At 30.4% G+C, this 16,954-nt stretch carries 18 protein-coding genes; 12 read left to right on the top strand and 6 right to left on the bottom strand.

What is annotated here, in order from left to right; genetic code table 11:
* Positions 1–6: 6 nt before the first annotated feature.
* The 5 genes from GXM21_RS00275 to GXM21_RS00255 all read right to left on the bottom strand — a co-directional run bounded on the left by GXM21_RS00275 (position 7) and on the right by GXM21_RS00255 (position 3,910).
* Complete coding sequence (locus GXM21_RS00275; protein ID WP_008539162.1) at positions 7–582, bottom strand: HD domain-containing protein; 576 nt, start codon at positions 580–582, stop codon at positions 7–9.
* Positions 583–685: 103 nt separating this feature from the next.
* Positions 686–1,369: a YczE/YyaS/YitT family protein gene (locus GXM21_RS00270; RefSeq protein ID WP_008539163.1), complete on the bottom strand. Its 684-nt coding sequence runs from the start codon at positions 1,367–1,369 to the stop codon at positions 686–688.
* Between the two features lie 241 nt (positions 1,370–1,610).
* On the bottom strand, positions 1,611–2,738 hold the full coding sequence (locus GXM21_RS00265) for a DUF362 domain-containing protein (RefSeq protein ID WP_008539164.1): 1,128 nt from the start codon (positions 2,736–2,738) through the stop codon (positions 1,611–1,613).
* A 147-nt stretch (positions 2,739–2,885) separates the two neighbouring features.
* Positions 2,886–3,317, bottom strand: coding sequence for a flavodoxin (locus GXM21_RS00260; RefSeq protein ID WP_008539165.1), 432 nt, complete (start codon positions 3,315–3,317; stop codon positions 2,886–2,888).
* A 23-nt stretch (positions 3,318–3,340) separates the two neighbouring features.
* Entirely contained in the window at positions 3,341–3,910 is a 570-nt protein-coding gene (locus GXM21_RS00255) for a DUF3793 family protein (protein WP_008539166.1), read from the bottom strand.
* A gap of 194 nt (positions 3,911–4,104) precedes the next feature.
* Between GXM21_RS00255 and GXM21_RS00250 the strand changes: the two genes are divergently transcribed.
* The 11 genes from GXM21_RS00250 to GXM21_RS00205 all read left to right on the top strand — a co-directional run bounded on the left by GXM21_RS00250 (position 4,105) and on the right by GXM21_RS00205 (position 14,684).
* The gene (locus tag GXM21_RS00250) at positions 4,105–5,022 is read left to right on the top strand and encodes an NUDIX hydrolase N-terminal domain-containing protein (protein ID WP_008539167.1); all 918 of its coding nucleotides are present in this window, start codon (positions 4,105–4,107) and stop codon (positions 5,020–5,022) included.
* A 344-nt stretch (positions 5,023–5,366) separates the two neighbouring features.
* The gene (gene iolG, locus GXM21_RS00245; RefSeq protein WP_008539168.1) at positions 5,367–6,392 is read left to right on the top strand and encodes an inositol 2-dehydrogenase; all 1,026 of its coding nucleotides are present in this window, start codon (positions 5,367–5,369) and stop codon (positions 6,390–6,392) included.
* 138 nt (positions 6,393–6,530) lie between these two features.
* Positions 6,531–7,910: an MFS transporter gene (locus GXM21_RS00240; RefSeq protein ID WP_008539170.1), complete on the top strand. Its 1,380-nt coding sequence runs from the start codon at positions 6,531–6,533 to the stop codon at positions 7,908–7,910.
* 28 nt (positions 7,911–7,938) lie between these two features.
* On the top strand, positions 7,939–8,541 hold the full coding sequence (locus GXM21_RS00235) for a cytidylate kinase-like family protein (protein WP_008539171.1): 603 nt from the start codon (positions 7,939–7,941) through the stop codon (positions 8,539–8,541).
* A gap of 121 nt (positions 8,542–8,662) precedes the next feature.
* Positions 8,663–9,691 carry a LacI family DNA-binding transcriptional regulator gene (locus GXM21_RS00230; RefSeq protein WP_008539172.1) on the top strand — a complete coding sequence of 343 codons (1,029 nt, stop codon included), beginning with the start codon at positions 8,663–8,665 and terminating at the stop codon, positions 9,689–9,691.
* 207 nt (positions 9,692–9,898) lie between these two features.
* Positions 9,899–10,909: a Gfo/Idh/MocA family protein gene (locus GXM21_RS00225; protein ID WP_008539174.1), complete on the top strand. Its 1,011-nt coding sequence runs from the start codon at positions 9,899–9,901 to the stop codon at positions 10,907–10,909.
* A 44-nt stretch (positions 10,910–10,953) separates the two neighbouring features.
* The gene (locus tag GXM21_RS00220; RefSeq protein WP_008539175.1) at positions 10,954–11,787 is read left to right on the top strand and encodes a sugar phosphate isomerase/epimerase family protein; all 834 of its coding nucleotides are present in this window, start codon (positions 10,954–10,956) and stop codon (positions 11,785–11,787) included.
* Positions 11,788–11,906: 119 nt separating this feature from the next.
* On the top strand, positions 11,907–12,827 hold the full coding sequence (locus GXM21_RS00215; RefSeq protein ID WP_008539176.1) for a sugar phosphate isomerase/epimerase family protein: 921 nt from the start codon (positions 11,907–11,909) through the stop codon (positions 12,825–12,827).
* 121 nt (positions 12,828–12,948) lie between these two features.
* Positions 12,949–13,275, top strand: a complete 327-nt coding sequence (locus GXM21_RS12980; protein WP_008540265.1) for an MFS transporter — start codon at positions 12,949–12,951, stop codon at positions 13,273–13,275.
* Entirely contained in the window at positions 13,215–14,345 is a 1,131-nt protein-coding gene (locus GXM21_RS00210; RefSeq protein WP_244263895.1) for a sugar porter family MFS transporter, read from the top strand. The genes GXM21_RS12980 and GXM21_RS00210 overlap by 61 nt, the downstream gene beginning before the upstream one ends.
* Positions 14,346–14,372: 27 nt before the next feature.
* Positions 14,373–14,684, top strand: a complete 312-nt coding sequence (locus GXM21_RS00205) for a PTS sugar transporter subunit IIA (protein WP_008540263.1) — start codon at positions 14,373–14,375, stop codon at positions 14,682–14,684.
* Between the two features lie 45 nt (positions 14,685–14,729).
* Here GXM21_RS00205 and GXM21_RS00200 read toward each other — a convergent pair whose 3' ends face one another.
* Positions 14,730–15,581, bottom strand: a complete 852-nt coding sequence (locus GXM21_RS00200; protein ID WP_008540262.1) for an AraC family transcriptional regulator — start codon at positions 15,579–15,581, stop codon at positions 14,730–14,732.
* Positions 15,582–16,024: 443 nt separating this feature from the next.
* Here GXM21_RS00200 and iolE point away from each other — a divergent pair, with 443 nt between their 5' ends.
* Complete coding sequence (gene iolE, locus GXM21_RS00195) at positions 16,025–16,912, top strand: myo-inosose-2 dehydratase (protein WP_008539177.1); 888 nt, start codon at positions 16,025–16,027, stop codon at positions 16,910–16,912.
* Positions 16,913–16,954 lie beyond the last annotated feature (42 nt).

Below are 16,954 nucleotides of genomic sequence, written 5' to 3'. Positions count from 1 at the left end.
AAAATTTTATAGATTACCTTTTAAACCAATAGCTTCTGCTTCCGTCTTCATGCCTTCAATAGTTTCCTTGATGACTTCATCTAAGCTCATGCCTAACATTTCACAGCCATCTTTTACAATCTGACGATTTACACCAGAGGCAAATGATTTATCTTTAAATTTCTTTTTAACTGATTTTACTTCTAAATCTAATACACTTTTTGAAGGTCGCATCAAGCAAAGTGCATTGATAAGTCCAGTCAATTCATCTGTAGTAAATAACACTTTTTCCATGATATATTCCGGTTTCACATCAGAACATATACCATAACCATGACTACATACTGCATGAATATAAAAATCATCAATTCCTTCTTCTTGCATGATTTCTACAACTTTATGACAATGTTCTTCCGGAAATTGTTCATAATCTAAATCATGAAGTAAACCCACTACTCCCCATTTTTCTACATCTTCATTATTTAGTTTTGCAAAATGCTTCATTACAGCTTCTACTGCCAATGCATGTTTTTGTAAGCTAGGAGTTTTTGTATATTTTGTCAATAATTCCCAAGCTTCTTGTCTTGTCAACATTTTACCCATAATCAAAATCAGCCCTTTTCTTTATTATGTATAAAATCAATAAGAATTTTAATTTTAGTTTAGCACTATTTTCTAAAAAAATAAAAAAAGTTTATCTAAATGATTATACTTTATTTCCTTTAGATTTTAACTTTTCCATTTTATATTGCTGTCTTAATTGCCCAAATCTCTTCACTCTAAATTTCAAAAGCATATTCATAAAGAATTTCACTAATAAACCTGTAGCAAAAGCTGAAACAAGTGTTCCTTCTCGTATTCCTTCAATAGTGCCAAAATAATATAATGATAATCCACCAGCTATAGCAACGAGTGACCAATCAAAAATAACCTTTATCTTGCCAAAGTCTAATTTCCAATGAGTAGCAATCGCATTCACTAAACCTTCACCAGGAAGCATAACCACACGTCCTAATAATTGACATGTAACACCTATTCCCATACAAATACAACCGATTAACAATACTAAAATATGTTGATAATAAGCTTGAGGATGAAGCCAACTAAATATATACATAAATAAATCAATAAAAGCACAGAAAATAAAAGTCATTGGCACTTGTAAAATCTGTACCCATTCAAATTTATTGCGTAAAATAATAGGTTGTAAAATAAACATCAATGAACTAACAGCAAAATTAAATTGACCGACTGTAAATGGCAATGCCAAGCTTAATACATATGGTACACTAGAAATTGGAGAAGTCCCTAACGCTGATTTGATGATTAAAACAATTCCTAAAGACATAAATGTAAGTCCAATTAAAAAAATACCATATCTTTTTATCATGTAAATTTTCCTTTCTTATATTATATTGTTAATTAACTATTTAATTATTTTAAAACTAAACAAAAAATTTTTCAATAGTTTATAATAATTAAAATCTATATATTTATAGTTTAAATTTATTAACTATATTATTATTTAATCATATAAATTTAATAATAATTTTCTTATTAAATTAAAGATAGATAAAAAAATATAAAAAAACAGCACTATTAAAATTTAGTGCTGTTTTCTTATTTCTAACTTAAATTTTAACTAATTCATATTCACAAGTACCAAGTCCAATTTTTTCAGCATGTTCAAGACATACATGCCAATTTGTATTTGGATGTGTATTATGGAAATGATCATGTTTTGCTGCTTCAACACTATCTTTTAAAATATTATCAGCAAGTTCTGAACCTGCAATTACAGGAGCTTCATTTACAAGATCTGCACTAGCTTGGTCAACTGCTACTGGGTCAAAAGAAGCTACCATACCAAGATTTGGTACAATTGGCATATCATTTTCACCATGGCAATCACAGTTTGGAGAAACATCTGTAATGATATTGATATGGAAATGTGGTCTACCATTTAAAATAGCATAAGCATATTCTGCCATACGTCTATTTAATAAATCTTCAGCATTCCAATTTGTAGGTTTAATAGCATCAAAATGACAAGCACCGATACAACGACCGCAACCTAAACATTTATCTGGGTCAATATAACATTTTCTATCTGTGATAATTGGTGCACCATGAGCACAAATTCTGCTACAAGCGCCACAGCCTACACATTTATCTGTATCTACGCTTGGTTTTCCATCACAATGCATTTCCATTTTACCAGCACGAGAGCCACCGCCCATGCCAATATTTTTAATTGCTCCACCAAAACCAGTCATTTCGTGACCTTTAAAATGAGATAAATCAATGATGATATCTGCATCCATTAAAGCTTGACCAACTTTAGCTTCTTTTACATATTCACCATTTGGCACTGGAACATAAGCTTCATCTGTACCTTTTAAACCATCTGCAATAATTACCTGACAACCTGTAGTGAATGGATTATATCCGTTTTCATAAGCTGCGTCCATATGTTCTATAGCGTTTTTTCTACGACCTACATATAAAGTATTGCAATCTGTTAAAAACGGTTTACCACCGCGAGCTTTTACTACATCAGCTACAACTTTAGCATAATTTGGACGAAGATATGCTAGATTTCCTGGTTCACCAAAATGAATTTTAATGGCTACAAATTTATTTTTAAAATCAATTTTATCAATACCAGCTTTAACCATTAAACGTTCAAGTTTTTGTAATAGATTTTCTTTACCTGGATATGCACGCATATCAGTAAAATAAACTTTAGCTTTTTCCATGACTACCTCTCCTATGTATATTATTTATACCATATAATACCATAATATAAATATAGTTTTCTACATACATAGTTATTTTACAACTTAAAGTACACTTCAAGTCAATAAAAAATCCCTAGCTTTCGCTAAGGATTAATTAAAACATATTTATTTACTTACAGCAAAACGTTTGCCAAAATCTTCACAAGTATTTAAGCCATCTTCATCTGGTGTTTCATTGATGATTAAGCCATTTTCAAATAAATCAGCACCAGCTTCTTTAACTTGCTCTTCCCAAGTCGTCATCCATTCGCCACTGCCCCAACCATAAGAGCCAAATAAAGCTACGGATTTACCATTTAAAGAATTTATCATTTCATCAAAAACTGGCTGAAATTCACATTCTTCCAAAACTTCTGCACCCATAGCAGGACAGCCTAAAATAAGCCCATCATAATCATTTATTGAAGCTACATCAAAATCACTTACAAAATATAAATCGCAAGGCACTCCTGCACCATCTACACCTGTTTTAATTGCATTTGCCATTGCTTCTGTATTACCAGAACCACTCCAATAAATAATCGCTATTTTATTCATCAAAAAACCTCCTAAAGTTTAACTTAAACAGCTTTTACTAAATCTTCTATTGATTGCCCTTGTGATAAACAAGCACAAAAACGGTCTGAGCATTCTGCGTATTTTGCAAATAATTTTTCAGCTCGTTTTGTATCTGAATATACTTTCCATTGACCACAGATTTTGAAATGACGTCCGCTATTTTCAATAAAACCTTTTACATCTTCTAGCGGATAGCCTAAAAATATGCCAATCTCATGAGGAAAGCCTTTTTGCAAGCTCATGCGAGTCTTTAAATAATTTAAGCATTGATTTAGATTTTTAAAATTCACATAACCATAAAAACTCAAAAACTCTTGAACTTTATTCTCTTGAATTACCTGATTTAAAGCATTTTGGCGATAAATAAAGAGTAACAACCAATTATCTGTTTCTGATATTATAAAAAATCTTATGCCTTTACATTCCATGCATTTCTTATATCGCTTTAATATCAAATGACAATTTTTTATACGTTGTTTATTAAATGAAATCAAACTACCTGGCTTTATACCTTCTAATGTTGGAGCGCCATGAAAAGCCAACATAGTTTCTACATTATCACATACTCTCATTTTTTCACCTCTTTAAATTGATAATCATTATCATAAGTGTATTATATAATAATTGATAATAGTTTTCAATAATAAATTTAATCAAAATAACTACTTTTTCAAATAAAAATAGATATAATAAAAATAAACAGTTCCTCGCTTTAAATATAATAAGCTAATAAGCCAAGAACAAATAAAACTACGGATGTGATTTTATGTATAAGAAACTATTTATCAATAAAAGCTTACAAAATAATGAATTCAAGCAAATAATTTCCCTTTTAGAACAGAAAAATATTTCCATATCATTTGTAGAAACTAAAACAGATTTTACAGATAAAGATAATGCTTTATTCATTGGTATCAATGCCCAAGATAGCGATTTATCCCAAGAATTAAATATAGATTTTGCCCTTGCTACATGGTGTTGCCATGATTTTAAACATATTCAAGCAAAATATTATTTCCGTCAACCCTATGATATTTTAAATACATTAACTATGATTGAAAAACCATATATCAATCATAAATGGCTTACAACTGCTATGGAAATGCAATTTATCGCTCAAGCTGGTCTTGCTTATACTAAAGATGATTTTGATTATGAACGTTTCACTAGACTTAGCGAAATGGCTGCTGAAATCATGAGCGAATATGTAGATTTACCTGTAGAAAAAGTAAAAACTCTATTTTGCAATGAAACTGGCTATCAAACACCCAAATTAGATACACGTTCTGTTATCTTCAAAGATGATAAAATCCTGCTCGTCAAAGAACGTGATGGTCGTTGGTCTCTCCCTGGGGGCTGGGTAGATGTCAACCAATCCATCTGCGATAATCTCATCAAAGAAGCTAAAGAAGAAGCTGGTCTTGATGTCATTCCTACTAGATTAATTGCAATACATGATAGAAATCGCCACAATGTGCCATTATACGCTTATGGCATAACTAAAATCTTCATGCTCTGTGAAGTCATCTCCGGCAAATTCAATCAAAATATAGAAACAAGTGATAGTGCTTATTTCACGCTAGATAATCTCCCTAATCTATCTCTAGGTAAAAATACAAAAGAACAAATTGAACTTTGTTTTGCTGCTTATAAAGATAAAAATTGGATACCAGTTATTGATTAGTAAAATGATTAAAATTCACATGATTATTTTTTGATTATTTCTTGATTAAATTGACTATGTTTATATACAAAATAAATATATTTTTATTTGCATTTTTATTTTATCTAAATGATATTAAAGTTTTAAGTTTTCTGATAAAAGCAAGATTTTATAGTTTTTAAATTCATTTTTTTATATAGCAATCGCATATATATTAATAATTAAGTATCTATAATATATTGCTAATATTATAAAAAACAATATATTATAGATATTTTTTTATAAAAACAGTTAAAATTATATATATAAGATACACATAAATAACTCAAAAGTTGAACATAAATTATTCAAAGGTGGTTTTTTTAATGATTAATATTGGTATTATTGGTGCTGGACGTATCGGTCGTGTTCATGGTGAAAGTATTTCTAAATTTGTTCCTAACGCAAAAGTAAAAGCAATAGCTGACCCATTTTTAAACGATAACACTATAGCGTGGGCAAACGCTCTTGGCATTACTGAAACTTATACAGATTATAAAAAAATATTGGCTGATAAAGATATTCAAGCTGTTCTCATTTGTGCTTCTACTGATATGCATTCTCCTCTTTCTATAGAAGCTATTCAAGCTGGTAAACATGTTTTCTGTGAAAAACCTATTGACCATGATGTTAATAAAATCAAAGAAGTTCTTGATGTTGTTAATGCATCTGGTCTTAAATATCAAGTTGGTTTCAATCGTCGTTTTGACCATAATTTCCGTGCAATTAAAGAAGCTGTAGCTTCTGGCAAAATTGGTAAACAACAAATTATAAAAGTAACATCTCGTGACCCAGAAGCTCCACCTATTGAATACGTTAAAGTTTCTGGTGGTATTTTCCTTGATATGACTATTCATGATTTTGATATGGTTCGTTATCTTTCCGGAAGTGAAGTTACTGAAGTATTTGCTGTAGGTTCTGTTACAGTTGATCCTGCAATTGGCGAAGCTGGTGATATTGATACTGCTGTTATCACTTTAAAACTAGCAAATGGTGCTACTGCTGTTATTGATAATTGTCGTAAAGCAGTTTATGGTTATGACCAACGTGCTGAAGTTTTTGGAACTAAAGGTGCTATTGCAATCTCCAACGACTCTAATTCTAATGCAGTATTTAGTGGCGAAGAAGGTGTTGTAGCTGAAAAACCTATGTATTTCTTCTTAGAACGTTATATGATGGCATATGCTCATGAAGTTAAATCTTTTGTTGATGCTATTGAAAATGACACTGAAACAGAAGTTAATGCTAATGATGGCTTACAACCAGTTTTAATTGGTCTTGCTGCTAAAAAATCTGTACAAGAAGGTCGTCCTGTAACTATTAAAGAAATTGCTGATGAATATAATCTATAAATCTTTAATATAAAATAATTAGCAAGGATAAATTTATCCTTGCTAATTATATATACTTATAGTAAATATTATTATATAGAATTTATTTTATATTTTAATTTTTATTAATTTTCTTATTTTATTGAGAGGAGTATATTTATGAATAATGCACAGGCTTCTAGTGGAAAATTATCTTGGACAACCCGTGTAGCATATGGTTTAGGTGATACAGCTCAAAACGTCGTTTGGGGTGCAATGAGTATCCTCACTTTTTTCTATACTGACTATGCTGGTATTGATGCTAGCGTTGTTGGGTTAGTAATGCTTCTATCCAGATGTTTTGATGGTGTATCTGATGTTATCATGGGTTTTTTAGTAGAAAAAACTAATTCCAAATGGGGTAAATCTAGACCTTGGATTTTATGGACTAGCTTACCATTTGCAATCTCCATTGTATTAATTTATACAGTACCTCAAACTACATCTGCACTTCAATTTGCATATATTTTCGTAACATATAATTTATGTACTACAGTTTGTTATACAGCTTTAAACTTACCTTATGGTAGTTTATCTGCAATGATGACTCGTATCTCTAAAGAACGTGATATGCTCAGTATCTTTAGAATGGCTTTATCTCCTTTTGGTAAAATTTTAGCAGTATCTGCTACTTTACCACTTATTAAAGTATTCGGTGATAACCAGCTTGCTTGGGTAAAAGTTATGTCTATCTGGGCTGTTTTAGCTCTTTTATTGTTACTTATTTGCTTCTATAAATGTAAAGAAACAGTTGTTCTTGAAAAAACACAAAAAACTGAAAAAATTCCAGCTAGACAAGCATTACGCTTCTTAGCTCTAAATAAATATTTCTGGATTGCAATGACTATTTGGACAATGCAAAATGTTATTGCTTGTATCACCGGTATCATTTTACCTTATTATTGTAAATATATCTTTTTTGATGATTCCTTATATGGCTTACTTTATTTAGTAGAAACTATTGTTATGATTGCTGTCATTCTCTTAGTTTGTCCTACATTACTAAGAAAATATGGCAAACGCAATATGTCTTTAGTTGGTATCATTTTAGCCTTAATTGGTCATTTAATATATCTAATCAATCCAATGGATTTCAACTGGGTAGTAGCTAGTTGCGTCATTCGTGGTATTTTCTTTGCTCCACTTTGCTCCGTTATTTTTGGTTTCTTTGGTGATTGTATTGAATATAGTCAATGGAAATTCCATGTTCGCCAAGAAGGTCTTATTTTCTCTGGTGGCTCTGTAGGTACAAAAATCGGTTCTGGTGTTACTAGTGCAGCTTTAACTGGCTTATTATCTTATGCTGGATATGTTTCTTCTGCTAGTGGCCTCATCACTCAACCTCAAAGTGCTATTGATATGATTGTTAGTCTTTATATGTATGGACCAATCTTAGTATGGATTGTTCTTATAATTGTTTTATTAGCTTACAACTTAGATAAAATATATCCTCAAATTATGAAAGATTTAGCTAAACGCGAAGCTGAAGGCAAATTATAATCATTCATTTGAAAGGATTGATTTTACAATGCTAAAAGATAATACGTATATTACAATAACTAGACAATATGGTAGTGGTGGCAAAGAAGTAGCTAATATTGTAGCTAAAAAATTAGGTATTAACTGTTATGATCGTAAAATCGTACATTTAGCTGCTGAAAGATTCCATAATTCCACAGAACCTATATCAAATGAAGTTATGGAAGACTTAATTACTACTTCCTATTCAATGCCTGGTTCTTTAGGAGATTATTCTTTTGAAAGTATTCCCTTTTACAACAAAATGTTTAAAGAGCAATCTATCGCCATTTTAAAATTAGCACAAAAAGGAAGTGCTGTATTCTTAGGTAGATGTTCTGATTATATTTTAAAAGATTATCCAAATACTTTTTCCTTCTTTATCTATGCTGATGATGATTTTAGACAAAATAGAGCTAAAGATCATTATGGAAATAATACATTAGAACAATTAGATAAAGAAGACAAAAATCGTAAAAGATATTATGCTTACTATACTGGTCAAACTTGGGGAGAAGCACAAAACTATGATTTAATGATAAATGTTAGTAACATTTCTTTAGAAAAAGCTGCTGACTTAATCATTGAATATATTAAACTTCAACAAAAATAATATAAGATTTAAGAGATAAAGTTTTTACTTTATCTCTTTTTTAATTAAATGTATTATTGATATCCAAAAATATAAATATTATAATGAATTATCATTAAGATATTTTAAAGGATGAATGTAAATGGCTATTACTCTACAACAAATTGCAGATTTGGCTGGTGTTTCACGTGGAACAGTAGATAGAGCTCTTAATAATCGTGGTCGTATAAAACCCGAAGTAGAACAACGTATTAAAAAAATAGCTAAAGATGTAGGTTATAAACCTAGTAGAGCTGGTAGAGCTCTTGCTATGGCTAAAAAAAATATTAAAATTGGAGTTATTTTACAATTAGCTCAAACTCCATTTATGAAAGATGTTTTAATAGGTTTAAAAGCTGCAAAATTAGAAGCTGAAAGTTTTGGAGCTAGTGTAAAAATCCATAAAATTAATGGAGTAAATCCAACAGAGGTCATTCAAATAATGGAAAAAATGAAATCTGAAAAATTTAATGGTATCGCTCTTTCTCCATCTCAAGATAATTTGTTAATAAAGCTAATAGATAAATTTTCACAAGAATATAATATCCCTATTATTACTTTTAATTCTGATTTAGAAAATACAGCTCGTCTTTGTTTTATTGGACAAAACGCTGTAAAAAGTGGTCAAACAGCTGCTGGTTTGATGGGAGAAATCACCAACGGACAAGGTCAAATTATTATTATCTCTGGACATGAAGAAAATCCCTCTCTACAACAGCGTGCCGATGGCTTTAACAGAGAAATTTCTATTTCTTATCCTCAAATCAATAATCTTGGTATTCGATATGCTTATGATGATGATTGGGTTGCAGAAAAAATTACCGATGAAATCTTAGATAAGTATCCTAATTTAAAAGGCATATATATTACAGGATCTGGTGTTTTGGGGGTTTGTAAATCACTACAAAAAGCAAATAAAATCAAAGATATTAAAATTATTGCTAATGATTTTATTAATGATAATATTCAATTACTGTCAAATGGTACAATCAATTTTTTAATTGGACAAGATGCTTATACTCAAGGATATCAATCTATTATGTTATTATTTTATAAATTATTTGATAATAAAAATCCTGACAGTAAATTTGCTTATACTGATATTGTGATTAAAAATCGCTTCAACATCTAACAGAAAGGGAATGTATCTTTATTATTATTATCAAGATATTTCCCTTCTATTTTTATTTAATCATCAGAAAATTTATAATAAAAAAAAGTTTATTTTATTTGCAAAAACATCTTGCGTTCACGCGAACATTATTATATAATAAATTCAACGAAAGAAATTATAAACAACTAATAAATAATCATAAATTTATAATTGGAGGAATATATAATGTTAAATGTAGGTGTTATTGGCTGTGGCGGAATGGGTAGAGACCATATCTCCAGATTGACAAATAAAATTCAAGGTGCTCAAGTTGTTGCTGTTTGTGATGTATTTGAAGAAAGCGCAAAAAAAGCTGCTAGTATTTGTAACGCTAAAGTTTATACTGATGAAAAACTTTTAATTAATGATCCAGATGTTGATGCTGTATTCATTGTAAGTCCTGGTTTTGCTCATGTCGAAGCTCTTTTAGAAGCTATCCAAGCTGGCAAACGTATTTTCTGCGAAAAACCACTTTGCACAACAGCTGAAGATTGCCTAAAAGTTGTACAAGCTGAAGTTGCTTCTGGCAAACATTTAATTCAATTAGGCTTTATGCGTCGTTATGATGTTGGTTATGCTAAAGTAAAAGAAGCTCTCTTATCTGGTGAATATGGTGAACCATTAATGCTTCACTGCACACATAGAAACCCAGAAGTAGGTACTAATTATAATACTCCAATGGCTGTTCATGATACTGCAATTCATGAAATTGACGTATTACATTGGCTTGTTGATGATGAATATGAATCCGCACAAGTAATCATGCCAAGAGTTACTAAATATTCTCATAGCGAATTAAAAGATCCTCAAATCATGTTACTCCGTACAAAAAAAGGTGTCTGCATTGATGTAGAAGTATTTGTTAACTGCAAATTTGGTTACGATATCAATTGCGAAGTAGTTTGTGAAGATGGTGCTATCAAAATGCCTATGGCTACTGTTTATCCAACAATTCGTAAAAATGCTAGTGTATCCACAACAATTGATACTGATTGCTTCGTTCGTTTTAAAGACGCTTATGATGCTGAAGTTCAAGCTTGGGTTGATGATGCTGCTAAAGGCGAAATCAATGGTCCAAATGCTTGGGATGGCTATCTTGCTGCTATCACTGCTGACGCTCTTGTAAAAGCTCAACAAACTGGTGCTATTGAAAAAATTAACGCAGCTGTAGAAAAACCTGATTTCTACAATAAATAATTTTGCCCATTGCGTTCACGTGTACAAATTGGAGGAATATAAACATGAAAATCGGATTTAATGAAGCTACAGCTTTAGAATGTAAAGGTCAGTCTTTAATGGCAGACCTCGAAATGTGTGAAAAATACGGTTTCGATTATATTGAAATTCGTTTTGACTGCGTAAAAGACTATTTAAAAGAACATACTTTAGATGAACTCGCTACTTGGTTTAAAAATCATCATTTAAAACCTTGGGCTTACAATACTTTAATTTTCTTCAACCAAAGAGATGAAGCTGGAGAAAAAGAAATCGATGATGAAGTAGATTTCATTTTAAAAGTTTCTAAAGCCATCGGTATGAAAATGCTTATTACTGTACCATCTTTTGATGTAAAAGATAAAACTATCTCTGAAATTAAAGAAGAAGCTGTTGCTCGTCTACGTTATTTATCTGATAAAGTTGGAGAAGATATGAAAATCTCTCTTGAATTCTGTGGTGCTCCAAATTGCTCCATCAATCAATTTGGTACAGCTTATGATGTTGTAAAAGCTGTTGATCGTCCAAATGTTGGCATCACTGTAGATACATTCCATTTCCATGAAATGTGTTCTAAACTTGAAGACCTCAAAAAAGCAGATGGTAATAAAATTTTTGCTTATCATTTAAATGATTGCGAAGATTTACCACTTGGCTCTTGCGGTGATGATAAACGTTTATGGCCAGGAGAAGGTGTTGTAGATCATGAAGGTATTGCTACAGCATTAAAAGAAATTGGCTTTGATGGAGTTTGCACTATCGAAGAATTTCGTCCAGAATATTATGCTATGAGTCATGAAGAAAATATTAAAAAAGCAGCCGAAGTAACTAAAGCATTTGTAAATAAATATTTTGGTTAAAATATAACAAAAGACGGCTGTCTATAGATAAGCCGTCTTTTATACATACTAAAATTTTAGTTATTAATTTACTTAAAATATACTATATCTTTTACTTATAAATTCATGGAGGTTTTATTATGAAAATAGCATTTGATGTTGATGTGCTCGCTAAACAAATGGATATTAACACTATGGTTCACCAAGTAGCTGATTGGGGTTATAAATATATTGAACAATCCCCACATCCTCGCATTAATCCATTTTATAAACATCCACTTTTCTCTGAAGATTGTGAACGCGAATATAGAAAAGCTCTTAAAGAAACTGGTGTAGAAATTTCTTCATTTATTGTTGTATATCGTTGGTCTGGTCCTACTGAAGAAGAACGTCAATTCGCTGTACGTAATTGGAAACGCATGATTGAAATAGCTGTAGATATGGGTGTTCCTGTCATCAATACTGAATTTTCTGGAGATCCAAATCAACAAGAAATTTGCAACGGCATGTGGTTTAAATCTATGGAAGAATTGCTTCCAATTATCGAACGTGAAGGTTTACGTGTAGAAATACAGTCTCATCCTTATGATTTTTGTGAATTAAATAATGAAACTTGTGATTTAGTAAAATCATTCCGTTCTAAAAACTTAGGTGTAGTATATTCAGCAGCTCATACATTCTTCTATGACCAAGGAAAAGGTGACGTTCGTTCTATGTTAAAATACGCAGGAGACGAATTAACACATGTATTATTTGCTGATACATTTAATCAAACATTAGATTGTAGATATATAGCAAATCCACCATCTTTAAATGCAAGAGGTAGAGCAGATGTAACTATCCATCAACATTTAGCAATGGGAGAAGGCGATGTAGATTTTGCAGGTATTTTTGAAACACTACGCGGAATGGATTTTGCAAATAAACAATTAAAGAAAGATGCTCCAAAAGTAGGTGGAGATAATATTGCTTGCGTATCTTATTTTGGCTTCCCTGAAAAAATGAATATCCAAGCACCAGAAGCTCGTGAACGTATTGAACGTGAATTATTAGGTAAATAAACAAATAAATATAGTAGCTAGAAATAACCTAGCTACTATATTTACTAAAATTATTTTCATTTTATTTTAAATTTTAAAATTATTTTTAATTTTTATCAAAAAGTCAAAGTGAGGGAATTATATGTCTAGTGAACAAATAAATACAAAAGCCTCAAGAACTGTAATGATTATGGCTATTACTGCTACATTTGCTTCTTTAGCTTTTGGTTATGATACAGGAGTTATAAATGGAGCACTTCCATATATGGCTGAACCTGACCAACTAAATTTAACACCTGCATTAGAAGGTCTTGTAGTAAGTGCCATTTGCATTGGCGCTGCTTTTGGTTCTGCTCTTGGAGGTCGTATTTCTGATATTTTGGGTCGTAAACACCATCACTTACTTATTTGTCAATACTATTTTTTATATCTACTCTTGGTTGTGCTCTATCCATTAATGCAACTATGATTATAATATTTAGATTTACATTAGGATTAGCTGTTGGTAGTGCTTCTACTATTGTTCCTGCATATTTAGCAGAAATTGCCACTGGTAATTTACGTGGTAGTTTAGTTGTTCTAATGGAACTAGTTATTGTATCTGGTCAATTATTAGCATATATAGTAAATGCTATTATTGCTATTACGCTTGGACACGATCCTCATGTTTGGCGTTATATTTTAGCAATAGCAGCTATTCCTGCTATTCTATTATTTTTTGGTATGTTAATAAACAAAGAATCTCCTCGTTGGCTTGTTGCTAAAGGAAAAACTTCTGAAGCTTTAGATGTTCTGAGATTAACCCATGAAAGTGAAGCTAAAGCTATTGCTGAATTAAATGATATCCAAGATTTATTAGCAGAGCAGTCTATTCAACAAAATTTATCTTTTAAAGATTTTACTGAACCATGGATGAAGAAAGTTCTATTAATTGGTATTGGAGTAGCTATTTTACAGCAAACAACAGGTGTTAATACTATTATGTTCTATGGCTCTCAAATACTTACAAAATCTGGATTTTCTACTGATGCTGCACTAATTGGCAATATTGGTAATGGTATTATCTCAGTTATTGGTACCTTGTTTGGTTTTACATTAGTGAGACGATTAACTCGCCGCAAAATGCTTACTATTGGGCTTATAGGTATTCTATTTGCTAATACTTGTATTGGCACTATTTCTAATATTATGGCTGGCTCTCCAAATTTACCATATTTTGTATTATCTCTTACAATAACATTTCTCTTTTTTCAACAAACATTTGTATCTCCTGTAACTTGGGTATATATGTCTGAAATATTTCCACTTAGAATGCGTGGTACAGCTCTTGGTATTGCCGTTTTCTTTCTATGGGGATCCAACTTTTGTATTCAATTACTATTTCCAATACTTATGAATACATTTGGCTTATCTAATACTTTTTATATTTTTAGTTCTATTGGTATTTTATCTCTACTCTTTACTAAATTTATTATGCCAGAAACTAAAGGTTTATCTATAGAAGATATTGAACGTAAATTCCGTCATGATTATAAATAATAAAAATTTTTGAAAGGTGTTGTTAACATGAATACAGAAAAAATTGCATTTGATATTATCTCCTTGGCTGGAGATGCTAAAGCTGAATTACAAGCTGCATTAAAATTAGCTCATCAAGGAAAGTTTACTGAAGCACAAGCTCAAATTGATAAAGCTACACCACAATTACAAAAAGCTCATGAATTACAAACACAAGAATTACTTACACGTGAAGCCAATGGTGAAAAACTTTCTTTTAATGTTTTAATATCACATGCTCAAGATTATCTAATGACCACCTATATACTTAAAGATATGGTAATTGAAATCATTCAATTATATAGTATCATTAAAAAGTAATTCTAAAATAAGCTAAGACACAAAATATGTCTTAGCTTATTTTATTTATACCTGCCAACGCTTACGATATGAACCTGGAGTGTATCCAACTATTTTTTTAAAAACATTTTGAAAATAATTTGAATTATTATATCCTACATTTGCTGCTATTTCTGTAATACTAAGTTGTGTATTAATCAGCAAATTTTGTGCTTCTCCAATTCTTCTTCGAGTAACATATTGCATTGGAGAAAATCCTGTTTCTTCTTTAAAAATATGTGATAAATAATACTGATTGGCATTTACAGCTTCTGCAATACTTTTTAAAGATATATTTTCATTATAATTTTTATCAATATATATTTTTACTTTTGTTGCTAATGATGGCTCTTTTATTTGTTTTACATCTCCATTTTTTTCAATAATTATACGAAACTTAACCACTAATGCTTGTACTAAAAAATTACTGAATTCTGCTACATGTATTCCATCAATATCTATACTTTTTCTTATTATATCAAACATACTCAAAATATCATCAAAATACTCATTACAATTTATTATTGGACAATAATTATCTTCAATGATTTTATTATTTCCTAATTTAACTATTTTTAAATTAGATATACCTAAACAATACGTTCCTAAATTACTTCCATTACCACCAAATTCATCATGTACTACTCCAGAATTATAAAAAATCAAATCACCTTTCTTAGCTATATATTTATTATTATCAATTGTATAAATACCGCTACCTTCATAAACTAATAAAACTTCAACTAAGTTTTCATGTACATGCATAGCTCTAGGCATAACAGATGAAACTTCATCTACTTTACAAAAATATTCTAATTTAGGCGTACAATCTCTATTCAAAATATGTTTATATTTATGTGGCATAAAATACTGTAACATATAAATACTCCCTTCAAAATTATTAAAATTAAACTTACTAAAAATAATAAAAATTTTCATAAAAACTATAGACAAAATCACCAAAAAGATGTACTATATACTTACATAAGTTACTCATAATATATTCATAATATATTCATAATATAGATAAATATTTTTAATTATTTAACTAATATGCTCTTTATATAATCATAAATTAACTTCTTAAAACTGTCAATTTATGATATAAAATTGCCCCCTTTTTTATTATGCTATATATTTTCTAAGAGGAGAAAATTTCTCCTCTTACACTAATTCAGCATAAATTTATATATTATCACTATATAAATAAGTCTTCCTTTTATTTCTTATTTTGATAAGTATGTTTAGTAAGCATACTTATCTATTTTGCAAACAAGGTTATTTAAACCATAAATATAAATTATAATTTGGAGGAATTTCTCATGACAAATATTAAATTAGGTATCTGCCCAATTGGTTGGACAAACGATGATATGCCAGACCTCGGCAAGGAAAACACATTTCAACAATGTGTAAGTGAAATGGCTTTAGCAGGTTTCACTGGCTGTGAAATGGGTGGTAAATTTCCAAAAGATGTAGATGTATTAAAAAAAGCTCTTGCTCTACGTGGTCTTTCTGTTGCTAGTGCATGGTTTAGTTCTTTTTTAACAACAAAACCTTATGAAGAAACTGCTGAAGCATTTAAAGCTCACCGTGATTTTTTACATGCTATGGGAGCAAAAGTAGTTGTAGTATCCGAACAAGGTAATAGTATTCAAGGTCAACTTTCTACACCTTTATTCGCTAACAAACCTCATAATACTGATGAAGAATGGAAACTAGTTTCTGAAGGACTTAACAAATTAGGGGCTTTAGCTGCTGAAAAAGATATGAAACTTGTTTATCACCATCATATGGGAACAGGTGTACAAACTGAGGCAGAAATTGATAAACTTATGGAAATGACAGATCCTAATCTTGTATTCCTTTTATATGATACTGGTCATCTCGTATGTTCTGGTGAAGATTACATTGGTATTCTCAAAAAATATGTTAATCGTATTAAACATGTTCATTTAAAAGATGTTCGTAAAGAACTTGTTGAAAAAGTAAAAAACGAAAATATGAGTTTCTTAGATGGTGTAAGAATGGGCATGTTCACTGTTCCTGGTGATGGTTGCATTGATTTCAAACCTGTTTATGATATTTTAAAAGAAAATAATTACGAAGGTTGGACAATGGTTGAAGCAGAACAAGATCCTGCAATTGCTAACCCTCTTGAATATGCTCAAAAAGCTAGAAAATATATCCACGAAGTTTCTGGTTTATAATTTAAAGCATCATAAAAGCCTTCCTTATTTAGGAAGGCTTTT

It is taken from the genome of Megamonas funiformis (assembly GCF_010669225.1).
GTDB lineage: Bacteria > Bacillota > Negativicutes > Selenomonadales > Selenomonadaceae > Megamonas > Megamonas funiformis.
Note: the sequence above shows the minus strand (reverse complement) of the source record. Positions and strands in the feature narration are given on the sequence as shown.

What these genes read in the sequence shown, in the direction of transcription:
- GXM21_RS00255 (WP_008539166.1), bottom strand. Translation starts at nt 3,910, where the DNA reads ATGAGAGTATGTGATAATGTAGAAACTATGTTGGCTTTTCATGGCGCT.
- iolG (WP_008539168.1), top strand. Translation starts at nt 5,367, where the DNA reads ATGATTAATATTGGTATTATTGGTGCTGGACGTATCGGTCGTGTTCAT.
- GXM21_RS00270 (WP_008539163.1), bottom strand. Translation starts at nt 1,369, where the DNA reads ATGATAAAAAGATATGGTATTTTTTTAATTGGACTTACATTTATGTCT.
- GXM21_RS00235 (WP_008539171.1), top strand. Translation starts at nt 7,939, where the DNA reads ATGCTAAAAGATAATACGTATATTACAATAACTAGACAATATGGTAGT.
- GXM21_RS00240 (WP_008539170.1), top strand. Translation starts at nt 6,531, where the DNA reads ATGAATAATGCACAGGCTTCTAGTGGAAAATTATCTTGGACAACCCGT.
- GXM21_RS00260 (WP_008539165.1), bottom strand. Translation starts at nt 3,317, where the DNA reads ATGAATAAAATAGCGATTATTTATTGGAGTGGTTCTGGTAATACAGAA.
- GXM21_RS00215 (WP_008539176.1), top strand. Translation starts at nt 11,907, where the DNA reads ATGAAAATAGCATTTGATGTTGATGTGCTCGCTAAACAAATGGATATT.
- GXM21_RS12980 (WP_008540265.1), top strand. Translation starts at nt 12,949, where the DNA reads ATGTCTAGTGAACAAATAAATACAAAAGCCTCAAGAACTGTAATGATT.
- GXM21_RS00230 (WP_008539172.1), top strand. Translation starts at nt 8,663, where the DNA reads ATGGCTATTACTCTACAACAAATTGCAGATTTGGCTGGTGTTTCACGT.
- GXM21_RS00250 (WP_008539167.1), top strand. Translation starts at nt 4,105, where the DNA reads ATGTATAAGAAACTATTTATCAATAAAAGCTTACAAAATAATGAATTC.
- GXM21_RS00225 (WP_008539174.1), top strand. Translation starts at nt 9,899, where the DNA reads ATGTTAAATGTAGGTGTTATTGGCTGTGGCGGAATGGGTAGAGACCAT.
- GXM21_RS00220 (WP_008539175.1), top strand. Translation starts at nt 10,954, where the DNA reads ATGAAAATCGGATTTAATGAAGCTACAGCTTTAGAATGTAAAGGTCAG.
- GXM21_RS00265 (WP_008539164.1), bottom strand. Translation starts at nt 2,738, where the DNA reads ATGGAAAAAGCTAAAGTTTATTTTACTGATATGCGTGCATATCCAGGT.
- GXM21_RS00275 (WP_008539162.1), bottom strand. Translation starts at nt 582, where the DNA reads ATGGGTAAAATGTTGACAAGACAAGAAGCTTGGGAATTATTGACAAAA.
- iolE (WP_008539177.1), top strand. Translation starts at nt 16,025, where the DNA reads ATGACAAATATTAAATTAGGTATCTGCCCAATTGGTTGGACAAACGAT.
- GXM21_RS00205 (WP_008540263.1), top strand. Translation starts at nt 14,373, where the DNA reads ATGAATACAGAAAAAATTGCATTTGATATTATCTCCTTGGCTGGAGAT.
- GXM21_RS00200 (WP_008540262.1), bottom strand. Translation starts at nt 15,581, where the DNA reads ATGTTACAGTATTTTATGCCACATAAATATAAACATATTTTGAATAGA.